20 protein-coding genes and 2 pseudogenes are annotated in these 25,637 nt (G+C 45.9%); 3 read left to right on the top strand and 19 right to left on the bottom strand.

Annotation, left to right across the window (positions count from 1 at the left end):
- Positions 1-175: 175 nt before the first annotated feature.
- The 9 genes and pseudogenes from AWJ19_RS24830 to AWJ19_RS24790 form a co-directional block, all read right to left on the bottom strand.
- Positions 176-3,229: a glycoside hydrolase family 2 TIM barrel-domain containing protein gene (locus tag AWJ19_RS24830; protein WP_068727934.1), complete on the bottom strand. Its 3,054-nt coding sequence runs from the start codon at positions 3,227-3,229 to the stop codon at positions 176-178.
- A gap of 33 nt (positions 3,230-3,262) precedes the next feature.
- Positions 3,263-4,087 carry a carbohydrate ABC transporter permease gene (locus AWJ19_RS24825; protein WP_039877315.1) on the bottom strand — a complete coding sequence of 275 codons (825 nt, stop codon included), beginning with the start codon at positions 4,085-4,087 and terminating at the stop codon, positions 3,263-3,265.
- A complete protein-coding gene (locus AWJ19_RS24820; protein WP_068727933.1) occupies positions 4,087-4,974 on the bottom strand; it encodes a sugar ABC transporter permease in 888 nt (295 codons plus the stop codon). Before AWJ19_RS24820 ends, AWJ19_RS24825 begins: the two co-directional genes overlap by 1 nt.
- A 110-nt stretch (positions 4,975-5,084) precedes the next feature.
- Complete coding sequence (locus AWJ19_RS24815; protein ID WP_068727932.1) at positions 5,085-6,395, bottom strand: extracellular solute-binding protein; 1,311 nt, start codon at positions 6,393-6,395, stop codon at positions 5,085-5,087.
- A gap of 277 nt (positions 6,396-6,672) precedes the next feature.
- On the bottom strand, positions 6,673-8,439 hold the full coding sequence (locus tag AWJ19_RS24810) for a histidine kinase (RefSeq protein ID WP_068727931.1): 1,767 nt from the start codon (positions 8,437-8,439) through the stop codon (positions 6,673-6,675).
- Between the two features lie 26 nt (positions 8,440-8,465).
- Positions 8,466-9,431 (bottom strand): helix-turn-helix domain-containing protein, encoded by a 966-nt coding sequence (locus AWJ19_RS36875; protein WP_082708103.1) that lies wholly within the window; start codon positions 9,429-9,431, stop codon positions 8,466-8,468.
- 83 nt (positions 9,432-9,514) lie between these two features.
- Positions 9,515-10,006: pseudogene (locus AWJ19_RS24800) on the bottom strand (response regulator); the annotation flags it as partial.
- 466 nt (positions 10,007-10,472) lie between these two features.
- Complete coding sequence (locus tag AWJ19_RS24795; protein WP_068727928.1) at positions 10,473-11,087, bottom strand: sugar O-acetyltransferase; 615 nt, start codon at positions 11,085-11,087, stop codon at positions 10,473-10,475.
- A 13-nt stretch (positions 11,088-11,100) separates the two neighbouring features.
- Positions 11,101-12,402 carry an alpha-glucosidase/alpha-galactosidase gene (locus tag AWJ19_RS24790; RefSeq protein WP_068727927.1) on the bottom strand — a complete coding sequence of 434 codons (1,302 nt, stop codon included), beginning with the start codon at positions 12,400-12,402 and terminating at the stop codon, positions 11,101-11,103.
- Between the two features lie 166 nt (positions 12,403-12,568).
- Between AWJ19_RS24790 and AWJ19_RS36870 the strand changes: the two genes are divergently transcribed.
- Both AWJ19_RS36870 and AWJ19_RS36865 read left to right on the top strand, forming a co-directional pair.
- On the top strand, positions 12,569-13,006 hold the full coding sequence (locus AWJ19_RS36870; RefSeq protein WP_241781876.1) for an AraC family ligand binding domain-containing protein: 438 nt from the start codon (positions 12,569-12,571) through the stop codon (positions 13,004-13,006).
- Positions 12,976-13,428 carry an AraC family transcriptional regulator gene (locus AWJ19_RS36865; protein ID WP_241781875.1) on the top strand — a complete coding sequence of 151 codons (453 nt, stop codon included), beginning with the start codon at positions 12,976-12,978 and terminating at the stop codon, positions 13,426-13,428. Before AWJ19_RS36870 ends, AWJ19_RS36865 begins: the two co-directional genes overlap by 31 nt.
- Before the next feature lie 110 nt (positions 13,429-13,538).
- On the opposite strand, the gene AWJ19_RS24780 is transcribed toward AWJ19_RS36865, so the two are convergent.
- The 3 genes from AWJ19_RS24780 to AWJ19_RS35400 all read right to left on the bottom strand — a co-directional run bounded on the left by AWJ19_RS24780 (position 13,539) and on the right by AWJ19_RS35400 (position 15,488).
- Complete coding sequence (locus tag AWJ19_RS24780; protein WP_241781874.1) at positions 13,539-14,105, bottom strand: histidine phosphatase family protein; 567 nt, start codon at positions 14,103-14,105, stop codon at positions 13,539-13,541.
- Between the two features lie 79 nt (positions 14,106-14,184).
- A complete protein-coding gene (locus tag AWJ19_RS24775; protein WP_068727926.1) occupies positions 14,185-15,249 on the bottom strand; it encodes a suppressor of fused domain protein in 1,065 nt (354 codons plus the stop codon).
- 95 nt (positions 15,250-15,344) lie between these two features.
- Entirely contained in the window at positions 15,345-15,488 is a 144-nt protein-coding gene (locus AWJ19_RS35400) for a hypothetical protein (protein WP_157890085.1), read from the bottom strand.
- A 751-nt stretch (positions 15,489-16,239) separates the two neighbouring features.
- Between AWJ19_RS35400 and AWJ19_RS37700 the strand changes: the two are divergent.
- Positions 16,240-16,680: pseudogene (locus AWJ19_RS37700) on the top strand (DUF2785 domain-containing protein); the annotation flags it as partial.
- On the opposite strand, the gene AWJ19_RS24765 reads toward AWJ19_RS37700, so the two are convergent.
- The 7 genes from AWJ19_RS24765 to AWJ19_RS24735 form a co-directional block, all read right to left on the bottom strand.
- Positions 16,623-17,075 carry a VOC family protein gene (locus AWJ19_RS24765; protein WP_241781873.1) on the bottom strand — a complete coding sequence of 151 codons (453 nt, stop codon included), beginning with the start codon at positions 17,073-17,075 and terminating at the stop codon, positions 16,623-16,625. The pseudogene AWJ19_RS37700 and the gene AWJ19_RS24765 sit on opposite strands and share 58 nt — an antisense overlap.
- Positions 17,062-17,370 (bottom strand): hypothetical protein, encoded by a 309-nt coding sequence (locus AWJ19_RS24760; RefSeq protein WP_068727925.1) that lies wholly within the window; start codon positions 17,368-17,370, stop codon positions 17,062-17,064. Before AWJ19_RS24760 ends, AWJ19_RS24765 begins: the two co-directional genes overlap by 14 nt.
- Positions 17,371-17,690: 320 nt before the next feature.
- Complete coding sequence (locus tag AWJ19_RS24755; protein ID WP_068727924.1) at positions 17,691-18,422, bottom strand: hypothetical protein; 732 nt, start codon at positions 18,420-18,422, stop codon at positions 17,691-17,693.
- Between the two features lie 253 nt (positions 18,423-18,675).
- A complete protein-coding gene (locus AWJ19_RS24750; protein ID WP_068727923.1) occupies positions 18,676-18,894 on the bottom strand; it encodes a hypothetical protein in 219 nt (72 codons plus the stop codon).
- Complete coding sequence (locus tag AWJ19_RS24745; RefSeq protein ID WP_068727922.1) at positions 18,894-19,880, bottom strand: hypothetical protein; 987 nt, start codon at positions 19,878-19,880, stop codon at positions 18,894-18,896. The genes AWJ19_RS24750 and AWJ19_RS24745 overlap by 1 nt, the downstream gene beginning before the upstream one ends.
- A 513-nt stretch (positions 19,881-20,393) precedes the next feature.
- Positions 20,394-24,533, bottom strand: coding sequence for a HEAT repeat domain-containing protein (locus AWJ19_RS24740; RefSeq protein WP_068727921.1), 4,140 nt, complete (start codon positions 24,531-24,533; stop codon positions 20,394-20,396).
- A 197-nt stretch (positions 24,534-24,730) separates the two neighbouring features.
- Positions 24,731-25,637 (bottom strand): AAA family ATPase (locus tag AWJ19_RS24735; protein WP_157890084.1); only part of this gene is annotated, 907 nt, incomplete at its 5' end.

Below are 25,637 nucleotides of genomic sequence, written 5' to 3'. Positions count from 1 at the left end.
GGCTGCCTGTGCGGCTATCCGATTTTTAGTGTAGTACTGAAGGACGCTTGTCCCTCCAATAATTTATCATGGGATTAATTACCTGTAAACGGTCCTTGGACTCTAAAAGACAAACAAAAACCGCCCCGTCTGATGGCAATCAGACCGGGGCCGGTTTCACTTCTGCAATATTAAATTAACGCTCGCCCAATCCCACACCGGACAGGAAGAATTCATATTCCAGCGTCTGGTCCGCAGGAATTTTGTATTCCGGATGAACCGGTGCGCCCCAGCTGTCGTCGCCGCCGACGCCCATTTGTCTGCCGGCTACAGTTACTACAGTGTAGTGAACCTGCGGAAGCTCAAACGGATGAGCGGCATGCTCCAGCTCGAATGCCGTGTAAGGCGACAAAGTGCACTCTACAGGTGCGCTTGCCGGAGCTGAAATCTGCAGCCCGATGCCTGCGTTATCGGTAATCTTCACGCGGCGGACGCCGGTGCGGTTGCCCGATTCCTGCGGTACAAGGTAGCGGGACGGCAGGTCCTGCACCTTCCGGCTGAATACGCCAAGTCTGGCACCGAATGCCCGGTCGATGTAGTTCTCCTCAGGTCCCATCGCATACCACTCTGACTGCCCATAGTCAGCCGACATTTTGAAGGACAAGGCTACGATCGGCACATCCGGAAGTCCGGCAGCACCGGTATAACGTGTACGAACTCTTACTGTTCCGTCACCATAGACGGTATAAGCCGTTTTAAACTCAAGCTTTTCATGAATGCTGAACCGGTAATCAAAGCTTACCGTTACTGCACCCTCCTGCTTCTCAAGGCTTACTTCTACGCATTTGCGGGCCAGACTGGCAGCATACCAGGCTCCGCCGTGGTATCCGAGCTGGGTACCTTTATCGTTATCAGTAGTCGCACGCCAGAACAGCGGTGCCGGAGGAGCCTCAATCATCTCGTGTCCGTGGTAGTTCAGGGATACCAGTGATCCGACCTGCTTGGAGAAGATTACAGTGAAGCCTTCGCCCATTACGCCGATCTGCACGTCTCCTTCCACTACATTCAGTGCACCTGCCGGCAGTTCAGCCGGTTCGGCTTCCACATTAAAGATATGCTCGCCGAAGGCAATTTCATATCCAGCTTCGGCCCAAAGTTCAGCTTCTTTCAGCACCAAGGATGCCTGGATGCTGTACTCGCCCGGTGTTCCTGCTGTCTGCGGAAGATCAATTGGCACCAGTACTTCACTTTGCGGAGCTGCGCTGACCTCTGTTGTCCACTTGCCGAGCAGCTCGCCGTCACAGTACAGGCTGTATTCCAGTGCCAAATGTTCGGTTCCTGCGAACAGGCTTTCATTAGTCACACGGATGCCTGATTGCTCCGGCGCAAGCTTGTAGTTCTGATACAGAAATTTAACCTCCTGCATCTTCGGTGTCCACTTCCGGTCAGCGAACACAATGCCGTTCCCGCAGAAGCTGTAATCCGTCGGACGGTCGCCGAAATCACCGCCGTAAGCGAAGAATTCGTTACCATAGCGGTCCTTCTTCAGAATGGACTGGTCGATGTAATCCCAGATGAAGCCGCCCTGGTACATCGGGTACTTGTTCTCAAGCTCGGTGTATTTATGCATGCCGCCAACGGAGTTACCCATCGCATGCATGTATTCGCAGCTGAGATAAGGCTTGTCCGGGTTACTGTTCAAATATTCCTCGATGTCAGCCGGCTTCGCGTACATCCGGCTCTCCATATCGCTTGTATCATTATAATTGCGGTCATAGAACACGCCTTCATAGTGAACGAGGCGGCTGTTATCCCGGCTGCGGAACCAGTTCGCCACATCCAGAATAACTTGCCCTGCATACGATTCGTTTCCACAGGACCAGATCAGAATGGATGGATGGTTCTTGTCCCGTTCTACCATGTTGATCGCGCGGTCCAGCACGATGTCATGCCACTTCGGGTCATTGTGCGGAATATTCCAGGACGGCTCAACCGCGCCCATCTTCTGCCAGGAGCCGTGAGTTTCCAGATTCATCTCATCGATCACATAAACCCCGTATTCATCGCACAGCTCATACCATAACGTCTGGTTCGGGTAATGCGAGGTACGCACAGCGTTGATGTTGGCTCTCTTCAGCGTCTCGATATCCCATAGCATATCCTCGCGGGTAATGTTGCGGCCGCTGCGGCAGTTGAATTCATGGCGGTTGACGCCTTTGAATACAATCCGCTTGCCGTTAATGCACATCAGCTTGTTCTTCATTTCAAACCGGCGGAAGCCTGCCTTCTGCACAACAGCTTCCACAACGGCTCCGTCTGCCCCCGTCAAAGTGAGACAAACAGTATACAAATACGGGTTCTCTGCACTCCAGGTCAGAACATCTGCTACTTCTCCGGAGAGCGTAAGCTCCTGCCCGTTAAAGGTTCCTTCCGTGCTCAGACGAACCTCCCCATCCCGGTCCTTTAGCTCCAGCTTGGCGTTGACTGCTTCCTGCGGCGTATCCAGCAGGCGCATGGTTACGTTCAGGCTGCCTTGCGTGTAAGTATCGTCCAGCTCAGCCCGTACTTCGAGATCACGGATATGAACTTTAGGAACCGTATATAAGTACACCTCACGGAAAATCCCGGAGAAACGCCAGAAATCCTGATCCTCCAGCCAGCCGCCGGTGCTGCGCTGGTATACCTCAACAGCCAGCTTATTTTTGCCTGCCCGCATAAAAGGGGTCAGGTCAAATTCCGAAGGAGTGAAGCTGTCCTCGGCATAGCCGACAAACTCACCGTTCAGCCACACATAGAACGCCGATTCTACACCCTGGAACGAAATAAACAGCGGCCCGTTCTCCATATTTTCCGGCAGGCGGAACTCCTTAACATAGCTGCCGACCGGATTATGGTCCGGAGAAATATGCGGCGGACGGAGATCAATCAGCCCATCCCAAGGGTACATCGTGTTGACATATTGCGGACGGCCGTAGCCCTGCAGCTGAATATGTCCGGGAACCTGGATGTTATCCCAGCCGGTGCAATTATATTCTTCCTTATAAAAACCTTCCACACGGCTTGCCGGATTCGGCGCATAGCTGAATTTCCAGCTTCCGTTCAGGCTGAAGCGCATATCCATCGGTGCTCCGGCCTCTGCCTCAGCCATATTTGTATAATATCGGTGGTCCGAATGAGCCTCCACCCGGTTTACCTTAAAGGTGCCCGGATCTTCCAGCCAGCTCAGGCTTGGGGTAACTGCCAATTTCATTTCCTCCTTAGATAGAAAGTGAACTTTCAATCATTATTTCACGGATCCCACCATACCGGCAACGAACTGCTTCTGCATCAGGAAGAAGACAAGTGCTGTCGGAAGCGTAGAGATAACGACTGCGGCCATAATAACGCCGAAATCCGGGGAGTAGCTGGAGCCCAGGTTCGAGATCAGCAGCGGAATCGTCCGTTTTTCCGGTGTCTGCAGCACGATCAGCGGCCAGAGGTAATTGTTCCAGCTGGACATGAACGTGATGATTGCGGCGGCGGAATAGGTCGTCTTCATCGTCGGCATATAGATTTTGAAGAACAGGCCCAGCTCCGATAATCCGTCAATCCGTCCGGCTTCAAGCAGCTCACGAGGGAACATCTTGGAGCTCTGGCGGAAGAAGAAGATCAGGAACGCCGTCGTAAAGGTCGGAAGAACCACTGCAGCGACTGTATTAACCCCGATAAGCGGAGCAGCAGCCGACAGCTTGGAGAACATCTGATACAGCGGAACCATCAGCGCGGCAAAAGGGATCATCATGGATAATAATAACAGATTGAAGACCATATCCTTCGCTTTGCTGCGGTAAATTTCAAATCCGTATCCGGCCAGGGAAGCAACCAGCAGGGCCAGAACGGTTGTGGTCAGAGCGATTTTGAGTGTATTCCAGAGCGCAGGCACCAGGTTGATTGACTCTGTAAGCTTTCTGATATTGTCGAACAGAGCTGTACCGGGCAGCATTCTGCCCTGGGTGACATCCACCGAAAGGTTGGTGGCGCTGATAATCATCCAGAGGAACGGGAAAATCGAAACAAACGCTACAATCGACAGAAAAATATAAATTGGGGCACGGCGTAAGCTTCTCATTATTTATCATCACCTGCCAGTTTGATTTGAAGGAAGGACAGAATAATAATCATGACTACAATGGAGTACGACACAGTCGCGGCGTATCCGAAGTCAGGCGTGTACTTGAACGAAAGATTATAAATATATTGGGAAATGGAGAGCGTCGCGTTGCCGGGACCTCCCTTGGTTATATTCATAATTTCATCGAACAGCTGCAGGGTACCGATAGTTGAGGTGATCGACGTAAACAGAATGATCGGCTTGAGCAGCGGAACGGTAATCGAGAAAAATTGTCTCGGGCCCGAAGCACCGTCAATTTTTGCAGCTTCATAAATGGAACTGTCGATGTTTTGCAGCGAGGAGAGGAAGAAAATCATATTGTATCCAGTCCAGCGCCAGGTAATGGCAATGATAATCGTAACTTTCGCCCAGAAAGGATCAGAGATCCACTGGATTGGTTCAGACAGGATGTGCATGTTCATTAAAGCCAGGTTAATCAGGCCGTCATTGCCAAACAGATATTTGAACACAACGGAGTAAGCTACAAGTGAAGTTACGCAAGGCAGGAAAATCGCTGTACGGAAAAAGCCTTTAAAGCGCAGTTTGCTGTCATTCAGCAGGACCGAGATCATCATTGCAAAGACGATCATAATCGGCACCTGGACAATCAGGAACAGGAAGGTGTTCTTCACTGCTGTAAAAAAGGTTTTGTCGCTGAGCAGACGCTTGTAATTCGTTAATCCGTCAAAATGAAGGTTAGCCCCTGCGCCCGTCTTGAACGAGAGCAGCAACGCCTGAATCATCGGATAGAAATAAAACAGACAGATCATGAGGACGGCAACGGCAATAAACAGCCAGCCGGTAAGCTTAGCGCGGTTGCGCATGGTATGGTTCACAGCTCTCATTCCTTTCTCTATACAGGCGTAAATCTTTAAAAGGAGAAGCCGCTGTCCTCCGCCCTGGCTCTAGACGGCAGGTAGGGAGGACAACGGATCCATCAGGTGTAACAGCAATTTTACTGGATTTGGGATTCAGCCTGGGACTGTGCATCGCTAAGCGCTTTATCAACCGCAGTCCCGTTCAGGAAGTTCTGCATTTCAACCTTGAGGATGTCCTCAATAGCATAAGTGTGCAGACCATAGTTTACGTTAGGAATTTCAGCTGTCCATTTTGCAAAGTCAGCGATAACCTTTTGTCCGCCGAAGAATTCATCAGCCGCGCCGTAAGCTTCACCTTCAGCAGCCGGTTTGTAAGTACCTACAACGCCTACGTCTGTTACAAGCTTCTGGTACAGATCAACGTCGGAGCCGAGTGTTGCGCCCAGGAATTCAACCGCTGCTTCTTTACCGTCATTGTTCAGCACATACCAGGAGCTGCCGCCGAGGTTAGATGCGTGTACGGAGTTTGCAGCATTCTTAAGTTTAGGGAACGGTACTACCGCCCATTTGCCGGACTGGTCAGCCGATGCTTTTACAGAAGGTGTAATCCAGTTACCGGTAGGAATGGAAGCAACGTCACCGCTGTTGAAGCCGGCCAGGAAGGAGCTCCAGTCGGAATTGATCTTAACAATGTTGGCATTCATCAGCTCTTTGTAGCTTTCGAATGCTTCCTTCAGAACCGCGTTGTCTTTCAGGTCAGGTGTTGTTCCGTCTTCTTTCAGGTACCAGGAGCCAGCGGACTGGATCATCATGCGGATCAGCCCCAGATCGTTAGGGTCCTGAGTCAGCATATCTTTGCCTGTCTTTTCTTTAATGGCTTTACCGATCTCAATGTACTGCTGCCAGTCGATATCCTGCAGATCTTCAGTAGTATAGCCTGCTTCCTGCAGATAATCGGTGCGGACATAGAGTCCTACAACACCGGAGTCGAACGGTACGCCATATTGCTTGCCGTCAAAGCTGGTTGGCCCGAGCTTATATTCAGCGAAATCAGCCGTATTGATGGCATCGCCCAGTTCCTGAAAAGCGTCTGGATACGTTTGCAAGAAGCTCTGTGCACGGTAATCTTCAATCAGCACGATGTTCGGCAGACCGGAAGCCGAGCCTGAGTTAAGGCCTGTGTTCAGCTTCTGGATAATGTCATCCTGTGCGTACTCAACAACTTCGATTTGTGCATCCGGATTTTTGGCCACATAAGCGTCCTTAGCCAGGTTCATTGCAGCAATATTGAAGTTTTTGTCCCACGCCCAGACGGTGATTTTCTGGTTTCCGCCAGCTGCATTTCCTTCAGCACCGGTATTGGCCTCGTTATTAGTATTAGCGTTGCTTGAGCAGGCGGTCAGAAGTGTAAATCCGGCGAGCAGAAGCGCGGTAGCTTTTTTCTTCATGATGTATATCCCCCTAACATGTATTTGAAAGTGCTTTCTTTAAACAGAATATCATTCTGGATACTCATTTCGTTAGAAATGATTTTAGTTAAAATAGTGATAATATTGTCTTCTGTATCCGCTTCCATGCTCTATGGATTAGGATTATTTTTCTCCTTTCGTACTTTTTTTAGGTCAAACAGGCCGCCCAGATGCAAGAAGCCGGCGCCGGGATGCGGCGCGGCTCGCGGCGTAGCTGTTATAGTATGCTGCAAAGGCAGCGGTTCAATGCGTTTTTTCAGCAAGGAATTCTGATAGAGACTTTTGTCCCCTGGCCAGGGGTGCTGGTGATGGTTACGCCGTAAGGCTCACCGTAGAGCAGCAGCAGCCGGTCATGGACATTACGGATGCCGATGCCGCTGAACAGCTGACGGCTGCTTGTCGAAGCCGGGATTGTCTCCTTGTTGTCCAGATCCATACCATCTCCTGTATCAACCACCTCGCAGTGCAGTGTATCCCGGTCCTTCATGATGGTGACATAGATATAGCCCGAGGTCTTGATATTGAAAGCATGGAAAAAGGCATTCTCAATAAACGGCTGCAGAATCAGCTTGGGTACCTTAGCCCCCATACAGTCCGGAGAGACAAACGTCTCTACCTTGACCCGGCTGCCGTTGCGCACCTGATTGATAAAAACATAATGCTTCAGGTTAATCAGCTCATCCTCCACCGTAATGGTCTCTTTCACATTGCTGATCGTATTCTGAAGCAGCGAGATGAGGGCATGGATCGTCTCCGTCGCCTGCTCCTTGCTGCCCCGCTGCACCAGAATATTGACCGAGGCCAGCGTGTTATACAGAAAATGCGGATTGATCTGCTGCTGCAGTGCGGCCAGCTCGGCATTCCGCTGCTCCTTCTGCGTTTCCACCAGCTGGGCGACATAGTCATTAAGCTCTTTAAGCATATAGTTGAATGCCGTGCTTAGCTGCCTCGTTTCATAGCTGCCGGTGACAGACATATAGTTATGGAAATTCTTTTTGGTCACATTGGACATTTTTTTGACCAGCGTGCGCAGGGACAACGTCAGGCGTTTGGTCAAAAAATAAATCAAGAGCACCGCAACCGCGGCAATCGCTCCGCCGATCAGAAAGAGCATCTTTTTATCAAACAGCGTGCCGATGGTCTCCTTTTTATCAATCAGATTCACAATATAAAAGTTATAGGACGGCAGATAATCGGCCAGCACGATGACTTCTCTTCCGTCAATGGTCAGCTCCTGGCTGGCAAGCCCCGCCTCGGCAATCTGCTTCGCGCTGCTCAGGAGGTCGGGCGAATAACTGCCGATCTGCTCCGTCCGGTTGCTTGACACAATCCGCCCGGCCGTATCCAGAAACATGACATCATTGCCTTTGCTCGTAAAGCTGGCGTAGTTCTTGCGGAAATCACTTTCACGCGTGAACATGTACAGGGTACCGTATGGTTCTATAAGTCCCGGTGCAGTCAGTGCCTTCGCTGCAACCAGATAACGGCCCGCTGAATTAAGCGGGCTTGCGTCCATAAAGCTATAGAACAGCTTCCCGCCCTGCTCCTGCGCAGCCGCTGTAATCGGATTGTCCCTCAGCTGCGCGGAAGAGCCCGACCAGTACGTGACATCGCTGGTATAGCTCCTGCCGTTCCCGCCCAGAATGGACAGGCCGATGTTGGCGGCCCCGATGCCGGACTGAATACGGTCCATCTGGTCGCGCATGCTGTAATACCGCCGGAAATTGGCCAGCGAGCTGCCGTCCTTTTCGGTCATGAAGCTGCGGATTACCCCGCTCTGCCCGACATTTATCGCTGTATTAACGGTAGTATAGTGCGAGTTATCCAGTGCGCTTTTGATCTGGTCGATGATTTTTGAATTGGTAATGCTGAAGGTCTGCACGAACAGCGTCTGCGACATTTGCGCAGTCACTGTAGTAATCAGTACGGTAACGAGCACAATGCTGATAACCATAACAACGAATATTTTGCTGAACAGGCTCTGGTCTCTGAGCTTTCCGAGCCATTTTTCGATTAATCCCATTTCAGGCTCCTTCTTAGGATTCCGGATTATCCTTTCCGGTATTGGCTTGGCGATACGTTCATCAGCTTGCGGAACACTCTGGTAAAGTAGCTGTGGTCTGAATAACCGACAAGGCTGCTGATCTCGGAAATCGACAGGCCGGGGTTCTCTTTCAGCAGCAGGCAGGCTTTGCCGATCCGCACCCGGTTTAAATATTCGTTGAAGCCCTCCTTATTGTGCAGGGTAAAATAATTCGACAAATAGGACGGGTTAAAATGAAACTCCCTGGCGACTTCCGTCAGCGTAAGCTGGCGCGAATAATGCTCGTCGATGTACAGGAGTATCTTCTGCATCGCCGGTGTTCCGCCGCGGTTCTTCGTAACGCATTCGTTCGCATCCTGCAGAAACTGCAGCAGTCTGGCCTCTGTCTCCCCGACATGCCTTGCTTCATGAATCGAGCGGAAGTATTCGTATTTGCTCTCATCCAGGGCCCGCGCCTCGTAATGGAATTGCAGCAGCATGCCGATGATCTGAAAAATGCTGTGGCACAGGAAGGACTTGAACTCGGACACTCCTGTATCCCGGCGGCCGGACATCGAGGATACATAAGCGCTTAACCGGGCAAAAGCCTGGTCGAACTCCTGCCGGTTCAGCTCTGCAGCGAACGCCTCCTGGTCAAAGACTGGTCCCGGCTGTGCCTCTCCGCCATGATCAACCAGCAGACAGCGTTCCGGCAGGAAAAAGCGGTGGTCCAGCAGCTTCATCAGCTCCTGCGAGTAGACCGTGTGAAGCTCCGGCAGCTTCGTAAAGGTCCGGCTGACGGCCAGACTCTGAAACATATTGGCCCGGATCCCGGTGGTAAAGACCTGCTCGGCCATCCTGATCAGCGCCTCCATGCCGTCTTCAGGCAGGTTAAACAATAGACGACATGTCCGTCCTGCGTGGACAGCCGCCGGAAGGCCGGCGGATTGCCGCCGCTCTGCAGCAGCGAACGGATGCTGTTCTCCAGCCATTCCTCCTTACGGCTGATGGCCGACGCTTCATCGCCTATATCCGCTACCATGAGCGCATAGCCCGGAAACGGCAAAAGCTCCTGCAGCGCCTCAGCCTCATACTCCACCGGATAGCCGGAGACGAGCTTATCCAGAATATAGTCGGCTGACTGCCGCTTGTCGTTTCTCCAGTCCACCTGCTGCAGAACCGGAATCCGCTGCGCCGTCTTCTTCAGTACGGCCAGCAGTGATGCGGCTTCCAGCCTTGGCTTCAGGATATAGTCGGCCACCCCGCTCTGAAACGTTGAGCGCACATATTCGAACTCGCTGAAGCTGCTGAGCACAATCACTTCAATCTCCGGATACATGCCCTTGACGAGCCGGATCAGCTCCTCCCCGTCCATTACCGGCATGACAATATCCGTCAGGATAATATGCGGCCGCTGCGACTCGATCAGCTCAAACGCCTCACGGCCGTTGGACGCCTCCCCGACAATCTGAAAGCCTTCCCCTTCCCAGTCCAGCAGATGAATAATCCCCTGCCGCACCAGCATCTCATCATCCACCACTACTATTTTGCATAACGTTGTATCCATGGCTTCTCCTTTTTGGAACTATACTTTATAGAGATTAAATTTCTAATTTTATATAACGGGTCAAGCTGTGACTCCAGAGAATGTTTGGACTTCCGGCCGCTGTTGTCTGCAGATTTCTTCGATTGTACCGCTATTCGCGGTTGAAATCCGCAGACAGCATATGCTTCCGTAGCTAGCTTTTCTGTGAAAAGCTTTCAGGCGGTCGCTACCGCTCCTACAGTTCCAAACTTCACTTCCGCCACTGCCCCCATTTTTAATTTCTAATTTTAATCTTTATAAAAAAACAAAATGAAACCCGCTTAAATAAAGGGGTTCCATCTTACCTTAACAGGTTGGCTATCGGAATGTGAAACAGCTTTCATAATGATTTAAATTATAGGTATGTGGTGGGAGGCTGTCAATTGAGCTTACCGCATAAATAAAAGACTGCGCCTGCGCGCAGTCCTGTACACATATTATTCCGTTTCTACACCAAATCCTCCCTCACAATCCGCCGCCCTTTAAAGTAAAACTGCTCATCCTGCCCGTTAATCTCACGCAGCACCTTGCACGGATTGCCGATGGCCACGACATTAGCAGGAATGTCCTTGGTAACGATGCTGCCTGCACCGATTACCGTATTATCGCCAATCGTAATTCCCGGAAGAATAACCGCGCCGGCGCCAATCCAGCAGTTTTTGCCGATTGTAACGGGCGCGTTATATTGATATGCCTGTTCCCGCAGCTCAGGAAGAACAGGGTGTCCTGCTGTAGCTACAGTCACGTTCGGGCCGAACATCGTGTAATCCCCGACATAAATGTGGGTATCATCCACCATCGTCAGATTGAAGTTCGCATATATATTTTTGCCAAAATGCACATGCTTACCGCCCCAGTTCGCATGAAACGGCGGTTCAATGTAGCAGTTCTCCCCGATCTCCGCAAACATCTTCCTGAGCATAGCCATTCTTTTATCGTATTCACTTGGCCGGGTCCGGTTGAAGTCATAGAGCTGTTCGAGACAAAGCGTCTGCGCTTTCATCAGCTCCTCATCACCGGGCAGGTACAAACTTATGTCATGGAGCTTGTCTTTCATACTCATTGCTTAAATCTCCTTAGTTAAATTTAGGCAGCCAGCTGCCGTGTGCTTCAATCAGATCATCGCACAATGCCACAATATCATCCAATGACAGCTCGGCAGCCGTGTGCGGATCAAGCATCGCCGCATGATAGATATGCTCTTTTTTGCCGGTTCTGGCAGCTTCGATCGTCAGCAGCTGGGTATTGATATTCGTTCTGTTCAGTGCAGCCAGCTGCGGCGGAAGATCTCCGACATAGGTCGGGCTGATCCCGTTTCTGTTAACGAGACACGGTACCTCGACGCAGGCCTCATCCGGAAGATTCGTAATTAATCCGGTATTCAGCACATTCCCGCCGATCGTATAAGGGATATCCGTCTCAATGGCTTCAAGGATATAGGATGCGTATTCGTGTGACCGCTGATGCTCCAGATTAACATCCCCCACAAGCTCATCTCTCATCTTCGTCCAGTTACTGATCTGTTCGCGGCAGCGGCGCGGATATTCATCCAGCGGAATGTTCAACTGGTCAATCAGCTCCGGGTAGTTTCTTTTGATAAAATAAGGATGATACTCCGCACTGTGTTCAGAAGATTCTGTTACATAATAGCCGAATTTATTCATCAGCTCGAACCGGACCATGTCGGAATGCTTGCCAGCTTTTTGCTTTTCTTGGGCTCGTCTCTTGATCTCTGGATACAAATCTACCCCGTCACGCGAAACCTCCAGCAGCCAGGCCATGTGATTAATCCCGGCTATCCGTGATTTAACCCCATGATCATCCATTCCCAGTGATTTAAAAAGCTCCGGCACACATACCTGCACACTATGGCATAGCCCGACCGTCTGCACCCCGGCGTAACGGCTCATATAGTTGGTCAGCACCGCCATCGGGTTAGTGTAATTCAGGAACAGCACATCCGGACAGACCTCGCGGATATCCGCTGCGAACTCGTCCAGCACAGGAATGGTCCGCAGATTCCGGAAAATCCCGCCGATCCCGATTGTGTCCGCAATGGTCTGGCGGAGGCCGTATTTTTTGGGGATTTCAAAGTCCGTGATCGTGCACGGATCGTACCCGCCGACCTGGATCGCATTGATCGCATACTTGGCTCCGCGCAGTGCTTCTTTACGGTCTGTATATGCCTTTATGTTGCATCTGCTTCCAGAAGTCTTGCGGATATTGTTAAGCATAATTTCGGAATCGCGCAAACGCTCGGGATTAATATCGAACAGGGCAATCTCAAAATCCTGCAGGGCTGGCGTGAGCAGACAGTCTCCAAGGACATTTTTAGCGAAAACAGTGCTTCCGGCTCCTAAAAATACAATTTTGCTCATTATGTGTACGCTCCTTTTTGTGTTCATTACCACTCTGTTGATAATGTTGTTTATATCCCTTACTATAAAATCACAGCAGCATAATAGGCATGGAACATTGCCACCTTTACATGGAGTTTTGTAGTATCATTTATTTTCATCCATTTTAAAATCAGGTGGTGCCGCTATGGAGAACCCGGAACATTATGAGTATAGGATACAGATTAACCCCTACCTATTAAATGCGGATCTGAATATAGCCTTTGCCGGCGCTGCCAGGCCCGAGCCCCGCCACAAAATCGGCCCCGCCGTTCATCCATACATTTTGATTCATACTGTAGAGAGCGGCTACGGCACCTTTGTCTGGCAGGGGAAAAGCTATCGGCTCGGTCAAGGGGATACCTTTGTTATTTTTCCCGGCGTATTATTCAGCTACGAAGCTGACCATACCGAGCCCTGGAGCTACCGCTGGGTTGCCATTCAAGGCCCGCATGCCCTGGAGATGCTGAAAAAACCGGCATTACCACAACCGATCCCATCGTCAGGGGTGCTGATCCGGAACATCTGGCAGGCCTTTTTGAAAGTATCGAGCGGGTGCTGGGGCAACAGTCCGGTGAAATGGTAACTGCTCTGGCTACGGACGGCTGGTTCCGTATTCTTCTTGCCGAATTCGCCCGCCTCAATGCCCCTAAGCTGCGCTACTCCTCAGCCGAAGCCTTAACAGACTCCGAACGTGCAGTGGAGCAGGCCATCCGCTGGTTCCAGACCCAATACATGCTGCCGGTGTCCATCGACAAGCTTGCCGCCTCCCTGGGCTATCACCGGACCCATTTCACCAAAGTGTTCAAACAGCTGACCAGCCTCTCCCCCAAGCAGTACATCAATCAGGTCCGCCTCGAACGGGCCAAGGAGCTGCTACGCACCAATTTAAGCGTGGAACAGGTGGGTAACTCCTGCGGGTTCACCGATCCTTTGTACTTCTCCAAGCAGTTCAAGCTGTGGACGGGGGAGTCGCCTAGTCAGTTTAGAGAGGGGTTGCGGCGGTGAGCAGACGGAGACCCTACGCGAAAAAAGCCTGATTGAGTCATAATGCACTCTAATCAGGCTTACAATCGGGCCTATGCCGGGTTTTGAGAGTATTCGCACAATTAACTGTATTAACTGTGTTCGCTCCACTCCCTCGTTACCCTTTTTAACTGCAGACCGTTGAACTCCGCCTTATAAATATCCGGCATCGATGTAGACTGCCAGAATTCAAAATCATAGTGCCGGTCATACCCGTTCAGAAGAAGCGTCATTATGTCGCCATGCGTTCCGATTGCAATGCTTTTTCCAGCATGTCGTTTGAGCAGCTCCTCTACTACCCGGATACCACGCTTCTGTGCCGTTTCAGAAGACTCTCCCTCCGGAAAAGAAAACGTGAAATCCTGATAGACCAAGCGTTTAGCTTCATAAAATCCGGTACCGGCTATATCTCCGATTGTCCTCTCCCTCAGGTCATCTATAAGCAGAATATCCTGTCCGCGCTCCTCCGCCAGCGGCTTAATCGTCAAAATCGCCCGTGCATAAGGACTGGAGTAAAAGTGGTCAATTGGCTTGTTATGCAGTGTTAACCTTACCCGTTCCGCATCCTGCTGTCCTTTGGGCGATAGGCCTCGTTCCAGCTCCATTCCCGCTATATAGGGCGATTCGGCATGACGCATAAGATAAAGAATGGTGTTCAAGGGTTGATCCTCCTGGTTCCTTGGCCGAATTCATTGCTGGTAGATGGTGTACGCAAGTTTAGCTCTTTTTGACTCCATCTCAACCTATGGTGTCCACTACCCGGCCATCCTGATCCTTAATATACGTCTTGTTCACCCGCACGATCAGCCCTTTGGCCGAGGACAGCTTATATTCCCCCTCCATAGGCAGAAGTGTCGCTGAGAGTTCCCTTACAGCAGCTTCACTCAGGCTAATCCGGACAAACTTATCACCTTCGCTCAGGCCAGTCTCCTCTGCCAGCTCCAGAATGACCTGCAGCTGCTGACTTATTAAAGCCAGTTCCTTCCCCTTCATCAGGCGGGCACTAAGGAGTCTGGCTACCATCTCGGCCTGCTTGGCGCCCATCGTAAGAACGGCCGGCGCCTTGCCGAACAGGCGGCTTTTGCCCGGCTCCCATTCCAGCTGATCCACATAAAAAAAGCCTGTGCTGGACCCGTCGCGCTCAATCCCTTCACGTACTGCACTCTGTATACCGGGAACCTCCAGCAGCGAATCACGCAAGAGATCGGTGATATAATACGGGAGCTCTTCCTGCGCCGCATGCAGAAAGGCATTCGTATTCCAGGTAGTCATTGCCTCCAGCTCATCAGCTGTGATCCCTACCATTTGCAGGAACTCGACCCGCCCATTAGGCGTATCTATCGCCTGAAGCTCCGGATCATCCGTAAAAGCAAGCGCAGTAAGCTTGGAATCGGCCTCCAGACAGATCGGGCCATTCGCATCCAGATAATGACCGGACGCAAAAATATTGCCGCTCGAAAATACATATCTCGCCATATTTTGCAGGAGATTCAGCGCCCAGGCCGGAGGCTCTTCCTCATCAGCGTTACGGATTAGCCGGAAGGTCAGCTCAAAACCGTAGCCGCTATAATCAGGGTCATTGGACTCTTTTTCATATAGCTCCGAGAACCCATACGTTACAAAATGCCAATGCAGATAGGGCCTCTCCGCCTTATAAGCACTGATCCCCTGCAGCGGGTCCTTGCCTCCCAGGCTGTAAGGGATGAGGGCACCGTAATGCTTCGGCTCCTGTTCACCGTACAATCTGTTCATCTGCTCATCAATGGCGTCCCAGCCGGATGCTTGGACTTCTTCCTCGCTCATTTGACTCCCTCCTGTATTCGGCAGTTATGTATCATTTCCAATATTACCCGGAGCAACATTTCACTAACCAGTAATACCGCAGTCTCCAGTTCCGGCTAAAGGTCACGAAGCAGTGAGCGATCCAGCACCGCTTTTCCCAGATAACCGCTGCAGATGACAGGACGGTTGATGATTACACACGTCTGCTTGCGGTCCGTAATTTGCTCCTCGCTCCAGACTTCAAACGTTTCAAATTCCACTTCGGAAATCAGGTGATACTCGGGCCAGATCGCTTTTAGCTAAATCCAAGGCTACGGCTATTCTGATCTGATTAATCTTGCTGAGGCCTGTATGCAGACTTTCTATTGAATCCACATTAACTATTGGCGCTATCGTATGGTCGTAGCGGTCCAATTCTATCGTAACGACATAGTCCATATCCACGAGAAAAGTAATAATATCTTCGCCCTGCTCCGGTATCCAATACAAAGTGTACGCTGTCTTCATCGCTGGAACAGTTTCTTTAAGCGTATTCCGAAATCTCAGCATGGATATATCGTTAAACAGCTGTTTTTTGAAGCTTGAAGTTATTTTCTGAATGACTGCTCCGTAAGCGTCCCACTAAGTTTCATGTCCCTGCAAAATGATCTGTCCTGTATGAAAATGGATTTGAGATGTTCAAGATACTGAATAAGGATGTCAAAAGCAGTGTTTACCTTGCTCATCGCCTGCTCTTTGGACATTTCCAGCCCCCTTGTAAACTCCTTATCTCTATCCCTTGTATCTGGAATATTGTATAGAATAGTTTCAATGCGCGAGTGGACTTCACCACTTATATGAGCAACCAGATTAGCAATGCTGTTACTTTCTGTTGTCGGGCAAAAGGTAATATCCTCCTCAGACAGCTGTCCAATCGCTTGAAGCGTCCATATTTTCATTATTATTTTTAATACTACCAACCCAGCAATTCACGGCACAAATTAATAAAAGAAGACAGCCACGAGGCACAATGCATCCCCTTTTCTCTCAAAAAAGAATATTCAACAGATTAAACAATGCGTTTTTTACAGTCTCCGGAAAGAGCGCAATTACCGCGGCTACGACGAACAAAAAGGCTGGGCCCGCGCCACAGCCCATGCAGCTGATGCTTTAAATGAGTTGCCCCAATGTCCGGAGCCGGATCAGAATGACCTTTTAACCATCTTCAATTGGGTTTACAACAAGATGCTATAAACAGAGCGGATTTACTCCGACGGGGAAGATGAACGCATGGTAAGACCTGTCATTAGTGTTTTAAATAGAAAGATACTCGGTCAGAGTTATGTAGAGCAATGGATACAAAGGTTCGCTGACGTGGAGAAGAGTCCCGAATTCATGCCAGCCTTCAGGCATTGTTATCTGCAGACGACCTCATATTTGATACCTTCCAAATCCTTAAAGAAAACCGCATAATAATCAGGAGCATACTCCGGATACAGCCTGGGCTGTTCTACTATGATTGCTCCAATCTCCACTAAGCTCAAATATATATCGTCCACTTCTTTTCTAGTTTCTGCTTTAAACGCGAGATGATGTAATGATCCGGGCTTGCGGCGGTGAATTTCTTCATTTTGAAAAGCAGCTCTGGGCGACGTGATCCCAAACGCCAGTGAAGGATGCAAATACTCGACAACGATGAAATCATGTTCCGAAATCGCTATACTCGCTTTGTTCTGGATATCGTAACCCAGCAAGGGCAGAAATTTATCATAAAATGCTTCTGCGACCCGAATATCTTTTACAGTAATTTGGATATGGTCAATGATTGGCTTCATCTTCTTCTCCCTCTCCTCATTAAATAAATCCATCTTCGGGTTCTCCAACATCAAACCCTAATACCTTTGTCGCTTCCGATTTAAAAGTCTCTATCCATAACAACCAATCATCTTGGTTCATCTGTGCATAAAATGATAATCCGCTCGGCTCAACGGACGCCGTAATATAAACTTCATCTTCCTCCTTCCCAAACCAGTATGGAATCCCATCGGTAAATCCTCTCCAACCAGGCATACTTTGGTATAGATCAGAAACTTTATCCCATACCGCATCAGGCAGATGATCCCAAATATTCAAATTACAATTATGAGAGGTTAGTCTATTCATTTCGCACTCCCCCTTGGTTCAGCTTATCCACTACTTTTCCAATAAAAAGAGAGCAGCCTGAATGTACTTTCAGGCTGCCCTCTAGGTGTATTGAATGTGTTAAATATACTTTGTAACTCTAACCCCTTGATATTCCAGTGTTTTTTATAGATAAGTATGAGATTAAAGTTTGTAACTGCAATTTATAGACGGGAAAATAAAGATTGTAACTAAAATATTGATGTATATATCAAATTTATTTACTATTACCAATTTAATTCGGTATCATTTATATATATTTTTTCATAAATCGCTATATCTAGAAGGTAAAACGCAAAAAATTATGTTTGGATATTTACTTGCTTGTTTTTTAGTAAATCAGTTCTACTTGAGTGATTTTCAATATTCACATACATATCAAACAGTGCGTAACTATTATTCAAGTAAGTTGAATTTAATTCAGGCTTTAAATTAAAAATTAGCCCAGCTTCTAAGTTGCTTAGCAGATTTTTCGCATCTTCAAAGGGTTGAATAAATTCTAAAGGCATATAATTTTTATTATTATCTAAGAAAACAACCGTGCCAAAGTATATGTGTTTACTCATTCCCTCATATTCAGGTGCATGAAGCTTTAGTCCAGCACTATGCCCTCCTGCAAAGCGATGTGTTTTTGAAGATGTCTTTCCTACGTATACAAGTCTTTCATCTATACCATCACCAACAGATATAAAATATAAAGGGTAGCATGCTGCAGGAGGTGTTTTCAATTGGTCCTTAATTTCGTTTATTATTTCTCTATCAACATCTCTTAATTTACCGTCTGCATTAATCTCTAATTCTTCACCATAAACGTCAGTAATAATTCTTAACGAATTAGCAATATAATCATTTACTTTTCCCCACGTGTCTTCTAAACTTTGAGCATTCATCTCCATTACTTTATACAGTGGAAGACACACGTCTAAAGCAATATAACAACCGTATTCAATATTAATATCCTTTAATCGATACCTATCTAGAATAGGTAAATACCCTATTTTTAAGTAATATTTCAAAGAGTGATACATAGTCAATGGTTTGCTCACCTTCTATTTTGTTTATACGCAAATTATTGCACTACCTATATAATTTAAACATGATTAATTTTACGTCTTTACACTGATTTCTTATAACGTTCTCGTATTCACAACGCCCAGTAAATGTTGGGTATGTCCGACTGCTCCTACTTCCTCGAAATCCCCCTACCGGACAGAAGGCGTATGCCCAAATACGTGAATATATTGTTATCTGACGTAATTGCCTTCTTCAATTAATGAGTTATCAATCTCAATTTGTGCCATTCAAATCACTTGGTTCTGCCTTTTTTGTTAAAATACCAAGGCCTTCCCACGGTTCCGGATGATCACTCATAACTAACGCTTGAACATGTCCCCCACCATGTTCGTCAGGAACCTTCATAATAGTGATTCTGTTAGAAAAATCACCTTGAGTAATTAATCCATGTTCCCCTTTTATTTTGAACATTTGGTCACTTTGGATTTCCATTATCTCTCTAACTTCATAAAATAGTTAATATAGGATTGATTTCTAAAATCCCCAATGAAATTATCATATAATAGTTTCACAAAATATTTTCGGTTATGTTCTTCGATCTTACTATCATTTAATCCTTGCCGATAATAACCTGATATCGTTTCCTCTGGATAAAGCGACCTAGAGAAAGCGGATGGAGATAATTTTATCAATTTCTTAATTGCACTTCTTTCTTCTGAAGAAAAACGCATACCATATTGAATTTCCTCTAACCTATTGATAAGATCATCATTAATACAACTGTCATAAAATTCGCAGCCAACTGCTTGAATAAAAATAAAATCTTCCGATAGAAAAAATCGAAAAAAATCAATAATTAAGTCATCAAAATCATTTGCAATGCATACATTAGATCCTTTACATTCTATAAAACCTAAGCGTAATAATTCGTTTATACTATGGAGTATTTCTTCACTAGATATATCACTAATACCAAAATAAAACTCTATAAGTTCTTCAATTTTCATACACCCATTATTAATCATAATTCCAGACAAGACAGCTTTTTTGGTATACAAGAATCTTAGTGCTGCTTGATTTTCTTTCATGATGTCTACGTATTTACCATATGCATTTGAACTTTCAATTAATGAACTAATAATTAATGCAGTTTCTTCACTTAAAAAATCACCTAAAGAGTTAAGCAGAGTATATTCATCATTGTTAAAAACAACAATCCAATAAACATCATTATCGTAATAGCAAATTTCCATCATTCTTATCATTTTATTTGTTAATCTTTTTATTTTTTCATTTATATCATTTAAATTGCCCAAGTTGTACATCTGAGTAACTGCTTCGTTCAAAGACTCCCCAGTAACTAATATGATATTGGAGCGATTTTTTCTTATTTCTTCATAGTTCCCTTTTACATTACCATTAACACCAGATAAAGCAATAAAGCAGCCATAAACTTCTTCCTTACTTGATTCTTCCACAAACACTTTTCCTAAAAACTTCAACCAACTTGATGTATCTAGTGGAGTTTTATATGCCTTGCATTCACAAATCAATCTTCTAGTTATGCTCATACCAATATTAGGTATTTTAAAATCTGCAACTACATCAATCTCTTCCCCACCCGGGCCAATATAATTAGTTGTTATATTTTGATAATTTAATTAAATCAATATTCTTTTAGTTAGTTCCTCTAATTGCTTTCCCTTATCATCATTTGATTTACCTAAAATAAACATTAAGTAACTCACCTTCTACCTAAAAGTAGTATTTATATTGTTTATTTGATTTTGAAAAACGAATTGCAATTGTGTCAGACAACGTTTAAGTTTGTATCCGTCAACTTTCGCCTAGATAAATAAAGATTATAACTATGTTTTTCAATAGTGCTCTTTTAAGCTTAGGTACCATATCTGGAACATTTGGCTAATTACAAATAACGCAAAGAATGAGTAAATCCTAGATACATTACACGCTATATAAGCAAATAACACCTACTCTCCCCCTGCCATCGTTCGTAAGTTCATAATAGGAATAATATTCTCCAAGTCATTTCCCCTTGCATCTGGAATGACAAAAGTGTCCTTAATCACATCGCCACACATTTTATTAATGAGAAAACATATACTCAGCCATATTCCACCCATTGATTGCATTTTATCAATCCACTGACTTATCGTATCTCCGACATAAAATGTCTTCCACTCTTCTCTGCTTGGACATTTATGACAATGCCACCATTCTAAAAACAAGAGACCTGGATAATCACCGTTTACCTGAGGCGCCTTATCTAGTTCATCTAATAATTCCTTATTATTACTTAACGTCGCAGAAGCGTATAATAAAAAGAATTGATCCTCTGACAGTGGTAGTTGGAGCAGTTTTCTGACATAAGACTTAGAACTGAGAGACGCATACCCCAGCGCTATTAGGCACGGACCAGTTAAGCGGTAATCGTGATGTAGCGCACCCTCAATCAAAGTGTTCATATCTGCTTCATCAGGATAGTAATTTAGTTCAATAATTTGATGAACATAGCCCCAAGCACCGGCATAACGAATCGGGAATCCTTTACCTTTATAACCGGTCATCTCCTGGTAATTGTCTAAGCAGTTACGCATTATTCCCGGCACATTTTCATGTCTGAACCGAGAAACTAAATCAATCAGTTGATAGCTCAGTTCTATATCATGGTGGATAGTTACTCCGTCTACGGCAAAGCCCAAAATTTCATTCATATGACTCATGGGTATGTCGGGGTATGCCATTAATGCTTGTACTGCAGCTCGAGCAACTTTATATTCTTCAAGGCCTCCATAACCTTCATTAAAGTTTCGTGTATCTGATAGTAATGTGATTAGAGTCGGAATTCCCTCGCCCCACATATGTTCCTTTAAAATATTGGCTAACTCAAGTCGGATCGGGGCGCTGGTGTCCGCAGCCATTTCTAACAAGCTCAGCCTTTCTTCCAAATTGCTCATAGGAGCTAGAGCCTTCATTGCACTCCGGCGGCATCTATAGTCAGAATCTTGCAGAAACTGTTTGATCGTTTTACGATTATCCTCCGAGTTTTCATAATCAAGAAGGGTAATAATATTTTCTTTAATTCGATAATCATCGCTTTGCACTAGACGAGAAAGGAAGGATTGAATTGGCTCATCATATGCAGCAAGTACATATATGGCACAGATAGCCATATGTTCGCCTGTCCATTCAGCAAGTTGTTTCAATAAATCAAGGTGCTCGACCGTTACCTCCAAAGGAAGCCCTTCAATCCCTTTCTTAAACATTATTAAACAAAAGGAAATAGTATCTGCCTCTACAGACTCAAAAAGACTCAGCAACCTAGATTCGCGTTCACCCAATGAATCTTGATGGTAGCAATCAAACACCAATTCAGCTCGTAGGATAAAGTCCATAGACTTTTTTCTTTGAATAACAACTTCTTGCCACTGCTTATCATCGCATAGTGTTACAAGCGCGTTCATACAAGCATGGATTTCACTATTTTCACTTGTAACTAAATAGTCAATTAATACAGGAACTAGATTTTTCCTACCCTTCTTGGCAATAACCTCAAAGACATCCGTTCTTCCATTCGTCCGACATATATCTAACATAGCCATCAACTCTTGATCCGAAGCATTTTCTTCTGCTAAAACTGCCGCCCATTCTTCCAATAAATCCATGACATGAGTATGTTGGACAATCCATTTATACCCTTCCTTATCCCTTCTAATCTTTAGCACTTCTTTAATCACTCCGGTAATAGGTGAGAACCTATCGCTTGGCTGCTCATAGACATGAGAAGCATACGAAGCGTCTAATTCTGCCTGTTCTGCCTTTCGTTTTAGCTCCTTGTAGTTTCGGTACCAATGCTCTGCTGCTCTCAATTCCGTTAACGCATGGGATAGTATTTCTTCATATGGCGGATGTGATCCAGACAACGCACCAGCGATGACAAGCTTATCGTTAAAGCTTGATTCCGTAATCAAGGAGGGGACTCCTCGCAAAAACGAATCAGCCATCTCCCAGCCAAGCATTTCAAGAAACGAGAGCAATGAATCTCCGTATATAACATTTGTCTGAGGCAGTAAATAAGAGATAAATTTGCTCATTACACTTCGGGCCCCTTCCGAGGCTGAAATAAGCTGTATCACTTCGGGTGAGAAGCTCGGCATCTCCCACCTCTTGAACCCCATACTACCACCTCGATCGCTACGGAAAATAGTTTTACTCAGTAGCACAATCGGGTCTTTATTATCCGTGGACCAACTCACTAAATCTCTAAGTGCATCGACGAACATCTCATCATGTGCTTCTAATAAAGCCATACGCAAGTAAGTATTAATTCCTTCCAGAACCTTGTCTGGAACATCTTCAACACGCCCATTAAAGCATTTCAGAAGTTCGAAAGTCAGTTGTCGACTAACATTGAACACTCCTTTTAGTAAAGCGCTTGTCACCTGGACGGTAAGATCCGGCTCATTTGCAACTATTAGCTCTAACCCTTTTATGACCGTCGGATGGGCGGTATACAAAAAGCCTTCTTTCTTTAACCATTGCGCTTGAACCATCCAATTAGTCAATTTCCTAATATGAAGTTTTATAGTAGAATCTGATTGCTCTACTGCTGCAACAAATTCCTTCAGCATTTTTTCTGACGGACTGCGGTTAATGGAAAATAAAGACCACAACACAATTACCTCTGATTTTACCTCCCACTCCAAACCGGAGAGTTCTTGTTGAACAGTCCGGCTGATCGTATCTACATTAGATTGTTCGAGCATTTCTTTTAAAGACACTTTCTCCTTCTTCATATCGGAGCGCTTCAGTCGATGGGCAAACTCTGAAATAGACATCGGCACTAAAAGGGATTTTACAATTGTATGTTGATGTACGTTGAGAAAGTCCTTCTGAAACGAGTCAACCATTCCGGCATGCAACCACAACATTCTTAATCTTTCATCCTTTTGGTAATGCTGTGCTAGTAACTTCATTGTAATAGAGGTGAAATGAAAATGTTCCGCAGCCTTCGCTTCCTTCTGAATTGCTGTCCTTGTTGTTATGAGAAAGCGTTTATCTTCACTTGCTAGATTTAATAACTTTGGCAGCTCGCTTGTCCATTTCGCCGCATCCTCTTCCAACTTACTTTGCCCCCATGGATCTGATAAATAAAACAAATATCTACCAGGTGACTGAAGTAATCTGCCAATCTCTGTTGGAGTCTTTTCTTCGGTTACTATAGTAAAGGGAGGATCCATCGTCTTGTGCATATACTCCAAATTATTAGCTGCAATCGTCTTCCCCACACCGGGTGGTCCCGACAGTAACAAAGCATTTTTTTGTTCAAGAGCCTGAATCATATCTGGGTAAGAGGAAGGCGGGATAAAATTCATTACTTGTTCTGGTTTATTTGGAAGTCCACCGTAATTTCGGATTACCGTCTCAATTTCATTTCTACTCCATTCTTGAGAATGAATTCCAAGCAGGCGTTCTCTGACCTGAGATACTAACTCTGTGAAACATTCAGTAATATGTCCTTGGGGAACATAAGCTTTACTGTGGAGTAGCTCTCTAATCTTGTAGTTTAGTACTGTCATATCCTGATGCTCAAGTATGCCTATACGTTGTGCAATTAAATCGGATCGCTGTAGGCTCACCCCCTTCGAAAATGAAGAAAGTAGAGAATGGGCATTTGACACTTCAAGAATATCTTCCAAAATGTAAGGCCTTAATGACTGCGTCACTGTTGTATTTGTTATTAATACATATCTGTAATCGCTTCGTTCGACTAGCGAAACGATCGGCCACATGCGTTTTGCCGATGAATAGGGATCCAAATCCTCTCCACGAACCATTTTAGCAACTTCCGAAACGGACCAAGCACCAGTGGTTTTCCGCTTGATCTGTATCTCCAAGTGCATCCCACCCAGTGAAAATCCAATGTTGCTAGACGTTAAATCTGTATCATCAGAAAGATTAACCGATACATCTTCACCTGTTAATGGCTCTATGAATATACTATTGCTGTGTTGAGATTCAATTATTAGTTTAAGCGCTAGCCAAACAGTGACATAAATCTGATATTCGTAACCTTGGTACGGAGCTGTCCCAAATCCACCTTTGCTCATATATTTAACCCTCTTCTGATTCCCTGAAGGAATCCTTTTAATTATTTCAATGTCAGAATAATCAGCTTTCTATACTCATCATCTTTGATTTTCTTTCTGTGAACTCAGATCATTTACCAATACTATAACTGCTGATACAGCAAATGCATCCCATAAACAGTATGAGGCAAGAGTATCTATCGTTTGTCACATACTATTTAGAAGGAGTATTTCTCTCTTCTTCTACGAAATGCCTCTTCCGAACCCTCCATAACTTGTAGTACAGTATTACGCAGTACTGGTTTCTCTAATCCTCCTTCAGCCCTCACAGTCCCCCTACCCATTACAGTACTTAGAGCATAAACAAGCTCGCTATCACCATTTACCGGTATATTTGCATTGTGAGTAGTTAAGATTATCTGTCGTTTGTGTTTAACTTTCCTCAAAAGAGGTACTAATTCGTTGTATATAAAATCAGAGTCCAACTCATCTTCCGGTTGATCTATTACAATGGGATTTGTACCATCTGCAAATAAAAGAGCTAGAATAGCTGTGTTTTTTTGACCGTCTGACAAACCATTATCCGTTAGTGAACCAGCTCGAGATCCGTCACTTCTGTACAAGGTAATGTCTATTAAATCATTGATCCGGGAGGTTTGAAGCTTCTGCCAGAAAATCCTTTGATCTTCTTTAAAGAATTTAGCTAAATCAGCTTGGTGAAGTCTTATTTCTTCTGGCATTAATTCCTCTTGATTAACCCATCGATTTAAAATCGTCCAAGGATCGCTCACGTGTTGCTCGACAAATTGTTTGAAAAGGTGTTCACCAATAGCTTCCCAATTCCGCCCTAAACGGACACTGCGGCGTACAGGGGATTCGTCCCATATCTGTACGAAGTGGGCTTTATCCTTCATATATAAAATTTCAACTTCAATGAAAGGATGCCCTGATTCTATTGACGGAATATCACCTGAATAGAGCACTTCATTAATTTTAGTTTTTTTCAATTCAGTCTGATCAGACCAATTATTACGTAAATATTCGATATTTCTGTATAAGGCCTCGATTTCTTGAAAAGAATCTTTCAACAAATCTTCTTTTCCATCTATATAGAACGCATTTAAT

This window comes from Paenibacillus sp. DMB5 (assembly GCF_001517085.1).
Taxonomy (GTDB): Bacteria; Bacillota; Bacilli; order Paenibacillales; family Paenibacillaceae; genus Paenibacillus_AQ.
Note: the sequence above shows the minus strand (reverse complement) of the source record. Positions and strands in the feature narration are given on the sequence as shown.